Origin of the sequence: Paenibacillus sp. FSL H7-0756 (genome assembly GCF_038006765.1) — a bacterium.
Lineage (GTDB): Bacteria > Bacillota > Bacilli > Paenibacillales > Paenibacillaceae > Paenibacillus_AQ.
In genome coordinates this window covers 433,651-451,525 of sequence record NZ_JBBOVT010000001.1, presented here as the reverse complement: position 1 = coordinate 451,525, position 17,875 = coordinate 433,651, and the positions used below count along the sequence as shown (strand labels likewise).

The window sequence follows — 17,875 nt, the reverse complement described above, 5'->3', positions numbered from 1 at the left end:
ACATAAGATGATCAGATATCCGGTATTAGAAGCAGAAGCCGTTATTGGTGTAACTGCACCCTCATCTGGAGTGGGGGAGGCGCTTCGTGAACTGCTTGAGCTGGCTGTAGAACGGCTGCAAAAAAGCGGGTACAGCGTAGTTTGCGGACCCACAGCGTGGACACAGGAGAAGGCCAAATCAGCCCCGGCTGCTGTACGTGCCGCTGAATTCAACAAGATGATGGCCGATGAGTCCATCGGACTCGTTGTGCCTCCCTGGGGCGGGGAGCTGCTGATCGAGATGCTGGAGCAGGTGGACTTCGGCAAGATGAAGTGTAAATGGATCCTCGGGTATTCCGATATCAGTGTGCTGCTGCTGGCTGTCACTCTGAAGACGGGGATGGCTACAGCCCATGGTACGAACTTCATCGACCTCCGTGGGGAACAGACGGACCCGGTAACTGCCATGTGGGAGAAGGTATTGTCTACGCCAAGCGGCGGTGCTGTAGTTCAGCAATCCTCACAGCAATATCAGCTGGAATGGGGAGGCGAGCCGTCGCCCTATGTGTTCAACCTTACAGAAGCGACTAGCTGGAAGACGGTGGGCAATCAAAAAGTGACGATGCAGGGCCGCCTGCTGGGTGGCTGCATTGACGTTATCCGGCATCTGATCGGCACCCCTTACGGAGATGTCCGGCACTTCCAGCAGCACTATATCAACAACGAACCGATTCTGTGGTACTTAGAGAACTGTGAGCTGTCCGTGACCGACCTGCGCCGCTCCCTGGTGCAGATGAAGCTGGCGGGCTGGTTCGAGCATTGCAGCGGCCTCCTGTTCGGCCGCAGCGCGGCTAACCGCCCTATGGACAACTATACCGTAGAGGATGTCTACCAGGAGCTGGCCGATGAGCTGGGCCTGCCGGTCGCATACGATATCGACTGCGGACATCTGCCGCCGCAGGTTACTTTGATCAATGGGGCCTATGCAGAGGTAGTGGTTGGGGCAGGTAAGGGAACGGTGACGCAGCACTTCCGGGAGTAGAGGAACTTAGTAATATGCTCCTACGAACTCTAATTTCCGCCTGTTCCCATACCATAATCAAACCTCTCATAAACAGGTATATTCGTCATATATAATGTGAATTTATGTCGAATTTAGTTGAAAAAAAGTGATGGGATTATTCAAGGAATGCTCTACGCATAGCTGGCATCCTGTATAATTTATGAATATACAGACAGCCATAGCTGCCGATTCCTGAGCAGTGAATCCCTCACGAAAGAGAGTAGTGACTATGAAATCCATCGCCTGGGTGACTGACAGCACCAGCACCATTGATTCTGAATTCGCTATGAATAACCATGTGTATATCGTTCCCCTCCGTCTAATCGTCAATAATGAATGTTATAGAGAAAATATAGATATTAACGCCGATCAGTTCTATGACAAAATGCGGCAGCAAGACAAGGTGGGCAGCTCCCAGCCGCCGATTGGCGAGTTCGTGGAATTATACGAGCGTCTGAAGGAAGAGTATGACGAGATTATTGCGATCCACTGTTCCTCCGAGCTTAGCGGGACCTTCAACACCTCGATGCAGGCGGCGGATATTGCTGGAGTGAACGTAATGGGTATCGATTCCAAAGTAGGTGCATACCCCATCCGTGAGATGCTGCTGCGCGGTATTCACTGGCAGCAGGCAGGCTGCTCTGCACAGGAGATCAAGTACAGAATTGATAATATAATTGAGGAAATGTCCTTCTATATCATCCCGGCCAGTCTGAGCCAGCTGCACCGCAGCGGACGGCTCTCCGGCTCTCAGTTCCTGCTGGGCCAGCTGATGCGGATTCATCTGCTTCTGCGGTTCGATGAGGGCAAAATTGTCGTCGTTGATAAAATCCGCACCTTCAAGAAGACGAAGCAAAAGCTGCTGGAGACCATCCAGGAGGAAATCGGCCGCTTCCAGGATGTATGTATTATGCACGCGAACAATAAAGAAGAGGCGCTGAGCCTGGAGTGGGCTATTAAGGCCATGTCCCCTTCGGTGCGTACAGAGATTATGCCCTTTATCCCGGTGGTAGGTGCTCATATGGGCGAGGGAACACTGGCGCTGTCTTGGATTAACCGTACGGCTCTGAATAGTATTGATGCTGAGGATGAAGTGCTGGAGTCTGTGCTCTAGAAAAGGAGCGGAACGATGTTCTTATATCATTATTATGATGCATCTGTAGGCCCGTTTGTCAGTCTATCCGATTTGCCGGGTGATCAGGCGAGGGCAGTGCTGGAGACGATTAAGCAGACCAAACCCAAGGCACAGAGCGCCCAAAGACACGATAAGTATGTGGAATATCGGCGGAACTGCGAGAGCATCATCCGGTCGGAATTTATACGTAAGGGCGGTCTGGTCCAGCGGTCCTCCCCGCATTATATGGTAGTTGAACACAGTCCGTGGCTAAGCACGTGGTTCGAGAATGGCGCATCGCTCAAGATTCCGATAGAGGATTTTGATGTGAACACGATTTCTTTTACCTATGGGGACTCCATGCCGACCTTCAGCCCGCTGATTAACGATGGCAAAGAGTACAGGCACACCCTGTATACCTATTCCGAGATCGTGAGCATCATTGACAGGTACGGATTACCGCAGAATTGGAACAATGACGGAAAATACGGTCCCGAGCGGTACGTCGAAGCGCATGTCTGGAGTGACGGGGCGGTTAGGCGGTACCTGAGCGAGCGGAGCTGGGCCCGATAATGTAGTATCGAAGTAACCAGAAAACGGCTGGATCAGGGAAACCTGACCAGCCGTTTTGTTATGGAATAGTATTATTATCAAGACTTCAATCTAAATGATAACAGAACTCAAATGAATAGTCTAGTAATTTATGGGCGAAATGCTAACATAAGGTTACCGGTAAAATAAAATGTGAGTGCGCACTGATACATGAAATGGAGTCTGCATATGAAGGGTTTAGACTTGAGCGAGGAGTTCTATTGGGAGATTGTGAGGCCGCTGATCGCCAGACGTTTCCCGCAGCTAATGGAGAAGCATGCTGCCGGATTGATAGGATATGGTTCGGATGTTCTGGGTTATGATGACGTTCTTTCCAGAGATCATGAATGGGGGGCGAGGTGCTACATTTGGCTGCTGGACCCGGATTACGATAAATATGCAGTAGGCCTTGACCAAGCATTCGATGAAGAGGTGCCAGCCTTGTTCAAAGGATATCCCTCCCGGTTTTCGGTAGATGAATCTCATGAGGTGCTTGTACCCTACAATGGGCGCAACAACCTTCATCATATTGCAATTACCAGCGTCTCCCGGCACATGCACATCCAGTTGGGACTGCTAACCCCATATCCATCCTTATACGAATGGTTAGTCATTCCCGAGCAGAAATTGCTGGAGTGGACAAGGGGACGAATGTTTACAGATCCCATTGGGGAAATGACAGAAGTGCGAAGAGGACTGGCTTATCTGCCCGATGAGATATGGCGGTACAAATTGAAATATGCCTGGAGTTCATTCCGGCAGCTGTATGTGGCAGGACTTGCTGACTTCCGGCGCGAACCGTTGTCGGCCAGGTTGCTTATCAACCGCATGGTGGAGCAGGCAGTTCAATTGATTTTTCTCTATAACAAAAGACTCCGGCCTGGAACCTACAAATGGATATCCAGGGAACTGGCGCAGATCAGCCCGGAGGTTAGCCGGCAGGCCAAGCAGCTTGAAGCCATCTTGCTGGAACCTTCGGTTACTAGGGCGGTTGGACAAATTGAAGAGATATTAACGGAATTAGTGAATCAACATAACGCGATGAAGCTGACGGATCATATTGAGCTTCAACCCTCCATTTTCTACGCAAGAGGCTTGCAATCCTATTCTTATATCAATTTGGAGGATGCTCTATTCGCTGCGCTGCCCAGAGAACTCCAGCAGCTTGAAATCCCGGGTGCGCTGGATCAGTTTATTACAAGTGATCACGTGTTGATCTGGGCGGATCATTATTCCAAATTCGGGCCAGTATACAGTGCCAAGTCTGAGATTGAGAGAACTGGGGTGGGGGATATGATTGTATAGTGAAGAATGCGCTTCGTGCAGGCAGCCTTTAGGCTATCAAGCTTATGCTTGATGGTCTTTTTTTAATCTTTCTCCTCCAATATTCCAATTTATACAATTTACTAGTATCAATATACATAGTAAATTTTCATAGTCCTATTGTAGAATCAAGAAGTTGTCGAATTATGGAGCGATATTCCATCCTTGGAACTCTGTAGGGCGATGGTTATTTATGAATTTTTTAGAGAAAGAAGGGGGAAGAAATTTTGTTATTCCAAGCAGCACGCCGTAAACTCAGTCTGGTGATGGTAATTGCCCTGCTAATAAGCAGCCTTACGCCACATCTGGTGTTCGGGGAATCCGCGCAATTGAAAGATATCGCAGGCTCTTATGCTCAGAAGGAGATTCAATCCTTAACAGAAGCAGGAATAATCTCAGGGTATGAAGATAATACCTTCAAACCGAATAAGGCTATGTCGCGCGCCGAACTGGCGAAAATTATAGTCCTGTCGTTAGGCTTGGAAGTAAGTGGTGATCAGGCCGCACCATTCAAAGACGTTGCCGCCACCAGCTGGTATCGCGGTTATGTGGGAGCGTTGGTGAAGGCAGGCATCACAGAGGGGACATCGGCGAGCACATTCAGTCCTAATTCGAGTGTAACCCGGGAAGAGCTGGTTGTATTTTTCATCCGGGCCTTTGAATTAGATGAAACAGCGAAGAAGCTTCCGCTTGGCAGCAAGCTGTCCGATATGTCAGAGGTGTCTGAATGGGCAAAAGCTCAAGTATCGCTGGCCTTCAACAATGGGTTCATCAACGGGGTTCAGGGCATTGACGGCACGCTGAAATTCAAACCTAAAGAGCGTGCAGAGCGCCAGGCTCTGGCCCGTCTCGCATATGAGTTCAAGACGAATAAGGCAGTATATGTTGAGAAGTCCAAGCAGCTTCTTGCTGAAGAGACTGATAAGGGTAAGACTCCAGTGGTAACTCCGGCTCCCACAGCGACACAAGCTATCCGTGATACGTCTGTGAGTGCTCCGGCAGCCCCGGGTCCAGGAACGCCAGCATCGGCAACACCTGTACCAGCAACACCGGCACCAGCGGAGCCGACTCCAGTACCCGCTACTCCGGAACCGGTAACCCCGGCACCGGCCAATGCTCTCCAGGTTGTAGTGAACGGCGAGAGTACAGATGCTATTTATGCTGAAGAGTCCACAGAAGTTATTTTCCGCTCGTCGATTCATGCGGCAGAGACCGTAGCTGCAAGTGTCTATCAGGTAGATGACAGCGGCAAAGTGATGTCACAGATTACCCTGCTGCACGATGATGGTCAAGAAGTTCATGGAGACAGCCTTGCGGCAGACGGACTCTATAGCGGCAAAGCAGTATTATCTGAAAGCACGGAGGGTTACATAAATCTCCAGGCCTTTGCTGGAGATGTGCCTAGCAGTGCAGTCCTTAAACTGTCTGTACTGAAGCATCTTACAGATGAACAGCTTGCACAAACAGAAATGATTGAAAATAATACACAGAGTAAGCTTGATCAACTGGCTGCTTCTACTGGTAATTTGCAAAAGGCCAAGGAAGAAACAGTGGCTTGGCTTCAAACCCAGGACGAAGTAGAGCATGCAGGAATATCGGGTGAAGGAGGAAGCATCTGGTATTTGCTGGACAACGGGATTCTGGGCGGAATCTCCTCGGCCCCTGAGAATACAAAAGGGTTAAGCAACACTGCAGAAGAGGCCGCTTCCAATAATACATTGACGGCGCTCACGCAGGATGTGGAACAAACCGTAGCTACCATAGGAAGCCAGCAGGTTGCTGTGGTCTCCCCGTTCTACGGCACACTTCCATCTTCGACGGTGTATGACGCCGTATATCAAAGCTTCGAGCAGTCGAATTACCCCTTCCTAGTGGAGAGGGTAAAGGACAGCGCAGCGGGCGTTAACTTCTTCAAAGGTCTTAATCAGTATGGTGTGGTGGTCTTAGATTCCCATGGGGATACGTACTATGATGAGATTGTGCTCCAGAAATTTCATGATAAATACGGTGTTGATTTCAAATATGCGGGACCGCAGGCCATATTCCTGACCGGAGAGAAGGCAACGGCAGAGAACAACAAGACCTATGAACTGGATCTGAAAAAGGGCAGACTGGCTATCATATCGGGCTATTATGCGATTACACCTTCCTTCATTACACGGTACAATGATATGCTTCCCGGCACCATCGTATATAACGGCAGCTGCCGCAGCGCATACAACGATTCCATGGCGGATGCGTTCATCAACAATGGGGCCAGCACTTATTATGGTTACACCGATTATGTAAAGCTTGCTTATGATCAGGTCATTGCTCCATCCGTATTCAACGCCTTGAACAATGAGAATATGACAACCGGACAAGCTTTTGAGGCAGCAGTAACTGCTCACGGAGCCAATGACGGGTTGGCAGCATTCGTCATGAAAGGCAGCAGCATTGGTACGAAGACCGAAGGGATCATCAACGGAACCTTTGAGAACGGAAAGTGGACCGGCTGGAATGGAAACGGAGATGTCCGGGTCATCTCAAAGCTGGGGCCGCTTAAGCCTACAGAGGGTAAATACATGGCGATTATCAGTACTGGCCTTGGGTTTGAAAACAATGACAAGGGAGGATATGACTACAATTCGAATAGTTATATCGAGCAGAGCTTCATGGTCCCGGCGGGAGCCACAACCTTGTCGTTCGATTACAATTTCATTTCTGAGGAGCCGAAGGAATATGTTGGAACCAAATATAACGATACATTCAGAGCAACAGTAACTTCCAGTGTATACATCAATCCGGCTTCCCTCGTGACCTCACACTTGAATGGCGGACCTACGGTGACATCCAGTGTCTACGGACAGGAATCTGTGATTGTCGGTAAGGAATCGATTAATGAATCCACAGAGTATTGGATTGATGCGAATAAAGTAGACGTTAATTTCTACGGCGGGGATGATACGGCCTACATGACGAATTGGAAGCATGTCCAGTTTGATGTGAGCCAATTCGCCGGCAAGGGCTCCATTGTCCTCAGGTTCCATGTATGGGATCAAGGTGACAGCATCTATGACACGGCAGTATTGATCGATAATGTAATGTTGAAATAACCGTAAACGGCTGGATCAGGGGAACCTGACCAGCCGTTTTTTAATGGAATGAGCATTCAGGATCACTACATAGCCTTGTGCAACCAAGAGTTGCAAAAGATATTTAGAATACTCAACTTACACTCGATTTCGATATCAGCTCCACTATGCTACTATCGGCTGTGTTAAGAGTGATAGTGGAGTGGAGGTGTCGTCACGTTGATAGATAATAATATAGCCGGGCAGAATATATTGAACTCAAAGGGAAGCACCTGGGGAAGACTTACTGTGTCTACAGTCCGAGCCGTTTTGCAGCAGAATGGTTATATCACCGCTATTCTAATTTGATTGTACCGATTCTTGAAGATATCACAGGCACATCCAGCCTTAAGGTCGAGTTCTGCTCTATGGGAGCGTGGGACATCGACCTAAGGACTAGGTTTCGGACCGGTAGGTTTTGCCGAGCTGGTGACCCAGACCAAAATAATGGCGGAAATTGTAGATGAGCGGACTCCATTTCAGAGGGTCGATATGATTGTCATTCAAGATAATATCCTGATGGGCATGTACATGAACAGCTTGTGCCTCAATAATTGCAAAACCAGGCGAATGATCAGGTATCCGAATATGTTGGATGCTTGCTTCAATTTGTAACGGACACTCCATAATTCGTGAAGGCTTAACTGTTTTGGACGCCACGGGTGTGAGTCCGCTGGCAGCATATTTATCCTTTTGATAGGAGTAGCCATGTTGTTGCTTGTAATCAGGGACTGGATTCTTGCCCGTATAGGGAGCAAGCTGCTCCACATTCTCCCACAGAGATGGGCCGGGGATGTTAATGACGCATTCGGGGAGCCGTTCCAGGTTCTCGATGGCTTTTCCCCCAAGACCAACCCCTAGTACTATACAGTCTCCCAAGGCCCAGGAGGATGAAATAGGACTGATATTTACAGTTTCATCCTCATTCAAGGTGTTCAGTAAGATGACAGGAGTTCCATAATATAAAATCTTGGGTTGTATCGTTTCAGTGTTCAGCATTTGCTTCATAGGGTCCATTGTATTTCTCCTCCACTTTTGTAGATCCTACTTCAGTGTATAATATAAATAATTCAATACTCATCGAAGTATGGAATGCAAAAAGGAGGGTTAGGATGCAGGCAAATCCGAATGTTGCTATAATCGCAGCTCTAGTGAGTGAAGCTTCCCGGGCGGCAATCTTAACCGTTTTACTGGATGGAAGATTCCATTCGGCGAGCGAGTTAGCCTATATGGCCAGAATCAAGCCTCAAACGGCAAGCTTTCATTTGGCAAAATTGATCGATGCTAACGTAGTCGCCGTTGAGAAACAAGGGAGGCATCGTTACTTTGCGATTCGGAACCTGGAGGTGGCGCGGGTGATGGAATCCTTATTGTCTATTGCTCCGCCTGTTACAGTTAAATCTTTACGGCAATCCTCACAGGACAAGGCGTTGCGTTATGCCAGAACATGTTATGATCATCTCGCCGGGAATGTGGGGGTGCAACTAACTCATGCATTGCTAAGCGGCGGTATTTTACTTGAAGAAGAGGACAGGTATACGGTGACGGAGCATGGTGAGAAGTTTTTTGCCGACTTTGGCGTTGATTTGAATGAAGCTGCAACGAAACGCCGTCTATTCTCCCATCAATGCCTGGATTGGAGCGAACGCCGCCATCACCTGGCCGGAGCCCTGGGAAATGCCCTTTTGGAGAGAGTCTTGGAGCTGGACTGGGTGCGGCGGCTGCCGGATACACGTGCGGTACAAGTCACCGATGAGGGGAAAGCGGGTTTTGAAAAGGTATTCTCGTTGGATTTGAATTAGCTGCAAGGAATGAAGCTACCACTCCATGAAATTCTCTTCAATCAGCGCAGCGAACGATTCGGCAATCACCTCATAATCTCCATTATCGTGGTCGATGAGCAGCACCCGGCCTTCAGGGTCAAGCAGGATCGGATTGCCAGAGCCGTCCATGGAGAAGACTGCACTTCGCGCGAGCAGCCCGCTCATAAGGGTATCCCTGTAATCCTCGCGGAAGGACAACGTTAACTCGGTCACACTCTCCCGCCCGATGGAGGAACCGTTGCTGAAGGCGTGTACGGATAGTCCGGCATAGGCGCCCCCAAAGCTTCGGATGAATTGAACATAATCCTGATCCAGCGACAGACCCAGTTGCTTCTCTGCCTCAGCAATCTGCTCCTCGGTTGCCGGTATGCCGAGCAGACTCTGATTCCCCTCTTTTGTCAAAAAAAGCTGCAACCGTTCCATTAGCGCATTATGCATTGTCATTCCCCCGCTTCTAAGAGTATCTATTAATCATAACAAGAGCGGGGCTTAGGTCAATAGCGCGCTTTGAATGATCTGAATATTTAGCTGTGAAGGCGTATGAGCCGCATATAAAAAAGCTGTCCCACGCGCAGTATGCCTGCTCGTAGGACAGCTTATTTAAATACGTTCAGCCACATTTAATTGTCGCTGTGCCCATTCACTCACCCAAACGAAGTTTCGACACTCTGCGCGACAATCTCCCTAAGCTCAGCCTTCTGTGCGTTGAACTGCTGCGGGGTGATGCTGCCGCTGGCGAGTCTGGCTTCGAGCTGCTGGGTCAGCTGCTTGACCTGCAGGTTAATGACCTGGGTCACGTTGCCGCCATTCTCTTCTGCGATGTTACGCAGGGACTTGCCGTCATACAAGGCGTCGTATAGCTCTTCGTCAGAGGTCGGGTTCAGGTTCAGGGCATCCAGCAGCTCATCGGTATCGGCCACATCAGAGGTGGACCATTTGGCTACAGGAAGGGTATGTAAAGCCGGCTTGCCCCAGGCCGTTCCTCCGAACGACATGGCTACGATCATTGTTCCTACAATCATTACACGCTTAATATTCATATGTTTTATATTCATGTGTATAATCCTCTTTTCGTGGTTGGTTATATCGTTCAAGGTTCATCATTTAAGGCAGCTAGTGAACTTCATCTAAATACAGTTTACCCAACAATACTGAAATGAAGCTTAAGTCTTCTTAAAGATAACCTAAACTTTGCTTGTCTCTGCCGGTTCCTTGCTCCGGCTTCTTCATCTGCGTTATTCTTGAAGGACATTACCCGAACTGAACAAGCGAGAGCGGAAGGATGGGCCGTCTATGAAAAAAATACTGGTAGTCGATGACGAACCGGCCATTGTGAGTGCGATAGCCTACGCGCTACGGCGTGAAGGCTATGAGGTCGATACTGCCGGTGACGGGGAGGAAGCGCTAAGCAAGGCGAATACCTTCCGTCCAAATGTGCTGGTGCTGGATGTAATGATGCCGAAGCTGAGCGGTTATGATGTCTGCCGCAAGCTGGAAGACCGGGATGATATTGGAATTATCCTGCTGACTGTCAAGAATGATATTGTCGATAAAATTGTCGGTCTGGAGCTGGGTGCAGACGATTATATGACCAAGCCCTTCGAGATCCGCGAGCTGCTGGCCCGGGTGAAGGCACTGCTGCGCCGGCTGGAGAAGAATACGGCTGAGGTCCGAAGTGAGCTGATCGAATACGGCCTCTTGCAGGTTCACCCGGACCGGCGTAGCGCCGAGCTTGGCGGGGAGCCGCTGGAGCTGACCCCGAAGGAATTCGATCTGCTGCATCTGCTGCTCTCGCACCCGCAGCGGGTGTATATGCGCGAGGAGCTGCTGGAGCAGGTCTGGGATATGGACTATGCCGGGGGAACGCGCACCGTAGATATTCATATCCAGCGGCTGCGCAAAAAGCTGGGCGAGCCCTACCAGAATATCCTGCAAACCGTCTACGGTGTAGGCTATAAGGCAGTGCCTGCGGGGAGCTACTCATGAGAATCAGCATTAAGCTGAAGTTCAGCCTGTTCCTGGCGGCGCTGCTGATTCTGGCCGTCGGCGTGCTGAGCTACTTCGTCCTGCGCGGCGTGGAGCGCAATGAGCAGGGCCAGACGGAGCGCAGTCTGGCCCAGCATGTCAACACGGTCAATCTGCGCGTGAAGCAGACGTATTATACAGGCGCGCGCCTTACGCCGCAGGTCTTCATGCACCAGCGCGGCAAGGCGCTGGCTGCCGAGCTGGCCGGATTCACCGGCCTGGAGGTGACCCTGTACGACAGCCAGGGACAGCAGGCGGGCACCTCGGCGCAAGGCGAGTCTGGGACGGGTCCGGGCAAGCCGGATCTCAGCACAGCGCTGGACTACGCGCTGAATAACAAGGTCGCCTACCAGAGTGAAGGCGACAAGCTGTTCTACCTGGCCCCGCTGCAGGGACCGGAGGGACAGATGGGCGTGGTGCAGCTGCAGTATTCCCTGGAGGGCGCCCGCAGCTTCCAGCAGACACTGCTCAATCTGTTCCTGACGACAGGCGGCGCCGTGCTGGTGTTCAGCTTCATCCTCGGGTATCTGTATTTCAACCGTGCGGCTGCCTCCATCGGGCGGCTGAAGAAGGCAGCGGAGGATATCCGCGGGGCCAACTATATCACGGCTCCGCCGGTGAGGCGCAAGGATGAGCTGGGGGAGCTGGCCGAGGGCATTTATTTCATGAGCCGGGAGATTGAGCGCAGCATTGCCGCCAAGGATGAAGAACGGCACAAGCTGCAGCTGGCTGTGGAGAAGCTTCAGGCGCTGGAGCAGCAGCAGAAGCAGTACATCGGGAACATCAGCCATGAATTCAAGACGCCGCTGACCTCGATTAAGGCGTATGTCGACCTGCTGAATATGTATGACGATGACCCCAAGCTGCTGCATGATGCCAAGCTGAGTATTGCCAAGGAAACGGAGCGGTTGTACGAGATGGTGGAGAAGGTGCTGCAATTGACGGCGCTGGAGAGGTATGATTTTGAATCCCAGGCAGAGCTGCTGGAGGTTGAGAGTACGCTGCGCGATATCTGCGGACGGATGAAAGGCAAAGCGGAGCGCTACGGCCTCACAGTCACGCTTGACGCCCAGCCTGCGCATATCTGGATTGACCGGGAGAGCTTCATGCATATCTTCATCAATCTGCTGGACAATGCAATCAAATATAATGTCCCTCAGGGGAGTATCCATCTGCACAGCGAGGTCAGGGATCAGCGGGTGTGGATTACTGTACGGGATTCCGGCATCGGCATTCCGGAGGCGTCGCGGGAGAAGATCTTCGAAGCGTTCTATACGGTCAATCGTGACCGTTCCAGAGCCTCGGGCGGCACAGGGCTTGGCCTCTCGCTGGTCCGTAATCTGGTGGAGAAGCAGGGCGGAACCATTATCTTGCTGGAAGGCTCAGGCGAAGGGGCGGCGTTTGAGTTGTCTTTTCCGCTGGTGACCTGAAGGGTTAATGTTTACAAGTTGGATATAGTTGAGATGCGGTTTGGAAATAAGCGTCCGGTATGCTGAAGAGGCAACATGAGCGATGAGCTGGAGGGAAGCCTGAATGAATCATATGAGCCATAGAGCCTGGGGCAAAATCTGGAGCATTCTGCTCTGCGGAGCTGTTCTGCTGTCGGTTACTGCCTGTAGTACTGAGAACACAGATACACGTGAGGTTGTAGAGAAGGCGGGCCGCAAAATTACAGTCCTCGACAATATCAGCGAACCGGTCTATACAAAGCTGAAGCTTGAGGGCATACAGAAGGTGGAGGGGGTGCGGGGGACGGATTTTGCCGGTGAGGATGTAATGGTAGTGACCAAGGAGAACCGCAGTCTCCCCTCGCAGGTGATTGAAGGACAGGAACGGTATCCGCTGAATCTCTATCTGCATACCCTGTCCACAGGTGAGGAAGCTCCGCTGCAGGTTGGAGAGCTGAATTATGGCGCGCCGCAAATCTCCCCGGACAAGACGCATGTCTTCTTCAAGGAGCTGTCCGAGATGACTGGGATCGGATACATTATGGACCTGGCTGGCGGCGCTCCGGTGAAGGTTAGCGAGACGGAGTTTCAGATCGAGGAAGGGAAATGGACGGATGACGCGCATGTGATTTTTCCCGATATGGAAGGCAATATTCTACGCTCAGATCTAACCGGCAAGCAGGAGACGATCTTGAAGACGGGCATTCCTTATGTGCATGAGGTAGTTCAGACCGGCAGCCGGATTCTCTATGTTACAGGTGAAGACAGCCAGCTAAGCGCCTATGACATAGTGACGAAGCAGACTAAGGTGCTGCTAAAGAATGTGATCTGGGCCGTTCCCTCTCCTGACGGAAGTATGCTGGCGATTGTTGAGCGTACCGGACGCGGAGAGATGACGTTGAAGCTCTGTGACAGCGAGGGCAATGAGCAGTCTAAGCTAGTTTCGGGGCAGCAGATCTTCGGCACCAGCTGGTCGCCGGACGGCAAGCTGCTGGCTTATGCAGTCACGGCGTCTGGTTCAACGGATGACCAGCAGGACCTGTTCATTACCGAGGTGGAGACCGGAGAGCAGACGCCTGTGCTGAATGATTTTCATCTGTCTGATCCTCTCCACTGGAGTCCATCCGGTAAGAAGCTGCTGGCCACAGCCACAGTGTTGAAGGATAATATCTATCAGTTTCTGACCTATGTGGTCAGCCTGTCGTAACGCTTTTATACGCCAAAAGCAAAAGGCTGCCCGGGATCAGCCGCATGACGGCTACCCGGACAGCCTTGCTTTTTAGATGATGAACAGCATGAAGCCGGAGAACTAATACACTAAGGCTGGAGGGTGATCGTGGTCTCCAGATTCTTCAGATAAGTCCGTTTGCCCAGATTCCCGCGTCCCGGCAGAATGTTGCCGTTACTGTCTTTCTTCTGCCCCGCAATGGTGAAGTCATCGCTCTTAACGGTCAGCGTATACGGCTTGATGGTAATGGTCTTAGGTGTGTTAGCAAAAGGAGGATACAGCTCATTCAGATAGTATTCTGTCTCCGGTTTGCTGTCGTAAAATCCGTATCTATTCGGGTCAATAGAATTGCCCTGGTCGTCTACAAGCTCATAGTACATCATGCTGGCATGAAATTCGCCGGACTGCTCTGCGGATTGCGGCACCTCACCCTGACTGTTCAGAACCAGACGGGTGGATACCGGAGTGACCTTTAATTGCTGGACAGTATAGCTGAAGGCACCCTCTGTTTTGGTGATGTTCGGGGTAACCGTGAGGGCGGTATCCATGATTTTTACAGGTGCAGTGAATGTGAAGGTCTCATTCATTTGCTTGACCTTAGCCTCCACCGTCAGGGTAAATTCATTCGGCAGATTCAAATCGCCCGACAGCTCGGCAAGATAAGCATGATCCTGATAAGGAATATCGCCGAAGGCTCCTGAAGTGAACTTAATCTGCTGCCCGTCAGCCAAGACGGCCGGTGGCTCAATCAACTGCCCTATAGTTCCGCCCGAGAAATCTAATCCGCCCTCATGCTCAAGCTGGAAGCTGAGCCGTGTGCCGTCATAGAGCAGATCGGTCAGCTTGAGTGTAACTCCGTTATGGGTTACGCTGAGACCCGGCTGTGACAACATCCCCTGACTTCTTGCAAGCTCAAGCGACTGCGGAGTGGTTCCCTGATAGAGAATGCCGATCCCCGGAATTTTCTTAAGCGTATCTGCCATTGCCGGTGACACGAAGCCTGCGCCCAGAATGCCTGCCCCTAGAACCCCGGCGATGGTGGCGGCGATAGCTGTTTTTTTGAAAATCCCCGGTCTGGCCTTCGATCCTCTTGATCTTGTTATGCTGCTCATTTCTTCCTCTCCAATCTTATTCATAATGATCGTGCTTAACTCCGCTCTTGGCTTAACGGATTCCCGAATATGTTGTTCAATAGCCTTCATCTCACGATGTCTTGTTCGCTCCCGATATTGATCCATGCTTCCTCGCTCCTTTTTGGGCGGCACGCTCCAGCAGTTTTTTGCGCAGCCGTTCGTATTTTTTGCGGATGGTTGTCGCCTTGATTCCCATAATTTCGCTGATCTCCTCGAAGGTGTACTGCTCTACGGCCTTCAGCAGCAGGATGTGGCGCTCCTCTGTGGTCAGACAGGCCATTAGCTCGGAGGTTACCGATTCACTTGACGGGATTTGCTCCTGCCGCTGCTGCTCCTTGTAATGCTCTACTAATCTAAGCCAACGGCTTTGTTTTTTCTTCAAATTGATTAAATGGTGGTAAGCCATTTTGTACAGCCAGGCTGAGAAGGAAGTGCTGCTGCCATAGCGGTGGAGGTTCGCATAGGCGCGGATGAAGATTTCCTGAACGGCATCTTCTGTTTCGGTATGGTCTTTGAGAATATAGAAGCAATAGGTATAAATCTGGCGTTGAAACCGTTTAATGATGATCTCATATGACTGCTTATCTCCAGCCTTCACAGCCTCTACAGCCTGCTCGATCATTAAGCTTCGTTCGTCCGCTTCCCCGGGGACGGTTAATTGCACTTACCTCACCTCCTTTGGTTGGATACCTATATAACAATCGGAATGCCGCGGATTGTGACACAATTTTATACATAAGGCAATTGCGGTTATTAGCCGGTTAGCCGGTCCACACTTGTTTTTATAATTCATACTTGACAGGTGTGTTTAAGGGGGTATATGATAACAGCAATCATTCACCGCTAATTAAATGAACAGTGAAAGAATCGTTGTCAACATCATACCTGAGATTTGAGCTGATTGGACCACCAAAGGCTCCCGCTACAGTTCCCGAACAGGGAATGGACCGGGGGCCTGTTTGCGTCCCGTGGATGAATAGCAGAGGAGAGAGGGCATGGAGGATAGACAGTGGGAGCAGCTGGAGCAGGCGGATCATCTGTTCCGTAAGCTGGTACGCAGGTTCGTTAAGGAGCGTGACCGCGTATACGTGGAGGGAGTAGCCTTGCCGGGAATGCTGATTCTGCACAAAATCATCCGTGACGGAGAGCAGCGTCTGGGCGATCTGGCGGAGCAGCTTGATTTCACCTCAGGCGCCATAACGGCGCTGAGTGACAAGCTGGAGGCGGGCGGATATACGGTACGCAGGCGTAAGGAGGATGACCGCCGGACTGTGCTGCTGGATATTACCGCCCGCGGCCGGGAGATGGCGGAGCGGAACGGAAACATCGGTGCCAGGTGTATTATGCTTCTGTTCGAGGGCTTTACGGAGGAAGAGCTGGAGCAGCAGAGCCGGTTCTATCAGCGGATGATCGGGAATCTGGAAGGGTTCTCGGAGACGCTGCTGGAGCTGGCCCGGCAGAATGCAGCCATACCCGTTCCCGCAGAGCCTGAACAGAAGCTGCGCGGAGGCACGAAGAGTAATTATCTCAGCTATTGAGAAATGAAGAGAATACCAACCCAATGATGAGGAGAGATAAGTATGGGACATTCCACAATATATCCGACAGGGGCAACCGTATATAACCCGGCTAAGGCATGGAGCGGCTACACGGTATTTCAGGCAGGCGATGAGGGCGTAGTGCTGATCGACATGAGCGGCAAGGAGGTACATCTATGGCAAGGACTGATCGGTTTCCCGGCCAAAATCCTTCCCGGCGGCTATGTCCTGGGCAGCACCGGCAGAAGAGATCCCAAATTCGGCATTCAGGATAATGTCGATCTGGTGCAGGTGGACTGGGACGGCAATGTGGTCTGGAGATACAACAGCTATGAGCAGATCGCGGACCCGGGGGCTGAGCCGCTGTGGTATGCCCGCCAGCACCATGATTACCAGCGGGAAGGCAATCCTGCCGGATACTATGCTCCCGGGCTTGAACCTTCGGTTAACAGCGGGAAAACGCTAATTCTGGCGCATAAAAATCTGCATAACCCTGAGATTTCCGACAAAGAGCTGCTGGATGACACGATTATTGAAGTGGACTGGGAAGGCAACATCCTCTGGGAATGGGCAGCCAGCGATCATTTCGCGGAGCTGGGATTCGATCAGGCGGCGCGCAATGTCCTGTTCCGCGACCCCAATACCCGCTCCTTCGGCGATCTGGGCGGCGGCGTAGGCGACTGGCTGCATATTAATTCTGCGTCTTATGTGGGGCCGAACCGGTTCTATGATCAAGGCGATGAGCGCTTCCACCCGGAGAACATTATCTGGGATGCCCGTGAGGCTAATATTATTGCGATCACCGACAAGCGCAGCGGGGCTATCGTCTGGCGTCTGGGCCCGGACTATTCCCTGCCCGAAGTGAAGCATATCGGCTGGATTATTGGCCAGCATCACGCCCACATCATTCCGAAGGGACTGCCGGGGGAAGGCAATCTGCTTGTATTCGATAACGGCGGCTGGGGCGGCTACGGTCTGCCGAATCCGGCATCGCCGTTCGGGCAGAAGAACGCGCTGCGTGATCACTCACGCGTACTGGAGATTAACCCGGTGACGCTGGAGATTGAGTGGCAGTATACTTCGGCGGAGGCCGGATTCTCCATTCCGACGGATTCCTATAAGTTCTACAGCCCGTATATCAGCTCGGCGCAGCGGCTTGCGAACGGCAATACGCTGATTACCGAAGGCTCCAATGGACGGCTGTTCGAGGTCACGGCAGCGCATGAGCTGGTCTGGGAGTATATCTCCCCGTACACAGACCGCCGCAATACGAATATGGTCTACCGTTCTTACCGGGTACCCTATGCCTGGGTGCCGCAGCTTACGAAGCCGCAGGAGAATGCGATTGAGCCGCTAGATGTGTCCAGCTTCAGGGTACCAGGGGCCGCTCCGAAGGGATCGGATTCGGTCGTGCAGGTAGCGACGACGTTGCCTTTTACAGAGGGGGCAGCCTGTGTAGCCACTACGGATGAAGGCGTCCGGCGGGCCAGGTAGAGA

General features: G+C 51.4%; 16 protein-coding genes. 11 read left to right on the top strand and 5 right to left on the bottom strand.

Features of this window, described 5'->3' with window-relative positions; all coding sequences use genetic code 11:
- Window positions 1-7 precede the first annotated feature (7 nt).
- The 5 genes from NST04_RS01975 to NST04_RS01955 all read left to right on the top strand — a co-directional run bounded on the left by NST04_RS01975 (window position 8) and on the right by NST04_RS01955 (window position 7,165).
- On the top strand, window positions 8-1,021 hold the full coding sequence (locus NST04_RS01975) for a S66 family peptidase (protein ID WP_341182952.1): 1,014 nt from the start codon (window positions 8-10) through the stop codon (window positions 1,019-1,021).
- Window positions 1,022-1,271: 250 nt separating this feature from the next.
- A complete protein-coding gene (locus tag NST04_RS01970; RefSeq protein WP_341182951.1) occupies window positions 1,272-2,156 on the top strand; it encodes a DegV family protein in 885 nt (294 codons plus the stop codon).
- Window positions 2,157-2,171: 15 nt separating this feature from the next.
- Window positions 2,172-2,729 carry a hypothetical protein gene (locus NST04_RS01965; RefSeq protein ID WP_341182950.1) on the top strand — a complete coding sequence of 186 codons (558 nt, stop codon included), beginning with the start codon at window positions 2,172-2,174 and terminating at the stop codon, window positions 2,727-2,729.
- Between the two features lie 207 nt (window positions 2,730-2,936).
- Window positions 2,937-4,052 carry a DUF4037 domain-containing protein gene (locus NST04_RS01960; protein ID WP_341182949.1) on the top strand — a complete coding sequence of 372 codons (1,116 nt, stop codon included), beginning with the start codon at window positions 2,937-2,939 and terminating at the stop codon, window positions 4,050-4,052.
- 245 nt (window positions 4,053-4,297) lie between these two features.
- A complete protein-coding gene (locus NST04_RS01955; RefSeq protein WP_341182948.1) occupies window positions 4,298-7,165 on the top strand; it encodes an S-layer homology domain-containing protein in 2,868 nt (955 codons plus the stop codon).
- A 414-nt stretch (window positions 7,166-7,579) separates the two neighbouring features.
- Here the strand turns inward: NST04_RS01955 and NST04_RS01950 are convergent, their stop codons facing one another.
- Window positions 7,580-8,200, bottom strand: a complete 621-nt coding sequence (locus NST04_RS01950; RefSeq protein ID WP_341182947.1) for a flavin reductase family protein — start codon at window positions 8,198-8,200, stop codon at window positions 7,580-7,582.
- A 95-nt stretch (window positions 8,201-8,295) separates the two neighbouring features.
- Here NST04_RS01950 and NST04_RS01945 point away from each other — a divergent pair, with 95 nt between their 5' ends.
- Complete coding sequence (locus tag NST04_RS01945; RefSeq protein WP_341182946.1) at window positions 8,296-8,985, top strand: ArsR/SmtB family transcription factor; 690 nt, start codon at window positions 8,296-8,298, stop codon at window positions 8,983-8,985.
- Between the two features lie 15 nt (window positions 8,986-9,000).
- Here the strand turns inward: NST04_RS01945 and NST04_RS01940 are convergent, their stop codons facing one another.
- Together NST04_RS01940 and NST04_RS01935 are read right to left on the bottom strand one after the other, a co-directional pair.
- On the bottom strand, window positions 9,001-9,444 hold the full coding sequence (locus NST04_RS01940; protein ID WP_341182945.1) for an SMI1/KNR4 family protein: 444 nt from the start codon (window positions 9,442-9,444) through the stop codon (window positions 9,001-9,003).
- A 206-nt stretch (window positions 9,445-9,650) separates the two neighbouring features.
- Window positions 9,651-10,061, bottom strand: coding sequence for a hypothetical protein (locus NST04_RS01935; protein ID WP_339312388.1), 411 nt, complete (start codon window positions 10,059-10,061; stop codon window positions 9,651-9,653).
- Window positions 10,062-10,299: 238 nt separating this feature from the next.
- On the opposite strand from NST04_RS01935, the gene NST04_RS01930 reads away from it, so the two are divergent.
- From NST04_RS01930 to NST04_RS01920, 3 genes are all read left to right on the top strand, one after another.
- A complete protein-coding gene (locus NST04_RS01930; RefSeq protein WP_036723597.1) occupies window positions 10,300-10,992 on the top strand; it encodes a response regulator transcription factor in 693 nt (230 codons plus the stop codon).
- Window positions 10,989-12,461, top strand: coding sequence for a sensor histidine kinase (locus NST04_RS01925; RefSeq protein ID WP_341182944.1), 1,473 nt, complete (start codon window positions 10,989-10,991; stop codon window positions 12,459-12,461). The genes NST04_RS01930 and NST04_RS01925 overlap by 4 nt, the downstream gene beginning before the upstream one ends.
- 103 nt (window positions 12,462-12,564) lie before the next feature.
- Window positions 12,565-13,686 (top strand): TolB family protein, encoded by a 1,122-nt coding sequence (locus NST04_RS01920; protein ID WP_341182943.1) that lies wholly within the window; start codon window positions 12,565-12,567, stop codon window positions 13,684-13,686.
- Window positions 13,687-13,796: 110 nt separating this feature from the next.
- Here NST04_RS01920 and NST04_RS01915 read toward each other — a convergent pair whose 3' ends face one another.
- Window positions 13,797-14,945, bottom strand: a complete 1,149-nt coding sequence (locus NST04_RS01915) for a DUF4179 domain-containing protein (RefSeq protein ID WP_341182942.1) — start codon at window positions 14,943-14,945, stop codon at window positions 13,797-13,799.
- Window positions 14,911-15,504 carry an RNA polymerase sigma factor gene (locus NST04_RS01910; RefSeq protein ID WP_341182941.1) on the bottom strand — a complete coding sequence of 198 codons (594 nt, stop codon included), beginning with the start codon at window positions 15,502-15,504 and terminating at the stop codon, window positions 14,911-14,913. The genes NST04_RS01915 and NST04_RS01910 overlap by 35 nt, the downstream gene beginning before the upstream one ends.
- Window positions 15,505-15,835: 331 nt before the next feature.
- On the opposite strand from NST04_RS01910, the gene NST04_RS01905 reads away from it, so the two are divergent.
- The gene (locus tag NST04_RS01905; RefSeq protein WP_341182940.1) at window positions 15,836-16,378 is read left to right on the top strand and encodes a MarR family winged helix-turn-helix transcriptional regulator; all 543 of its coding nucleotides are present in this window, start codon (window positions 15,836-15,838) and stop codon (window positions 16,376-16,378) included.
- Between the two features lie 42 nt (window positions 16,379-16,420).
- Window positions 16,421-17,872, top strand: coding sequence for an aryl-sulfate sulfotransferase (locus tag NST04_RS01900; RefSeq protein ID WP_341182939.1), 1,452 nt, complete (start codon window positions 16,421-16,423; stop codon window positions 17,870-17,872).
- Window positions 17,873-17,875 lie beyond the last annotated feature (3 nt).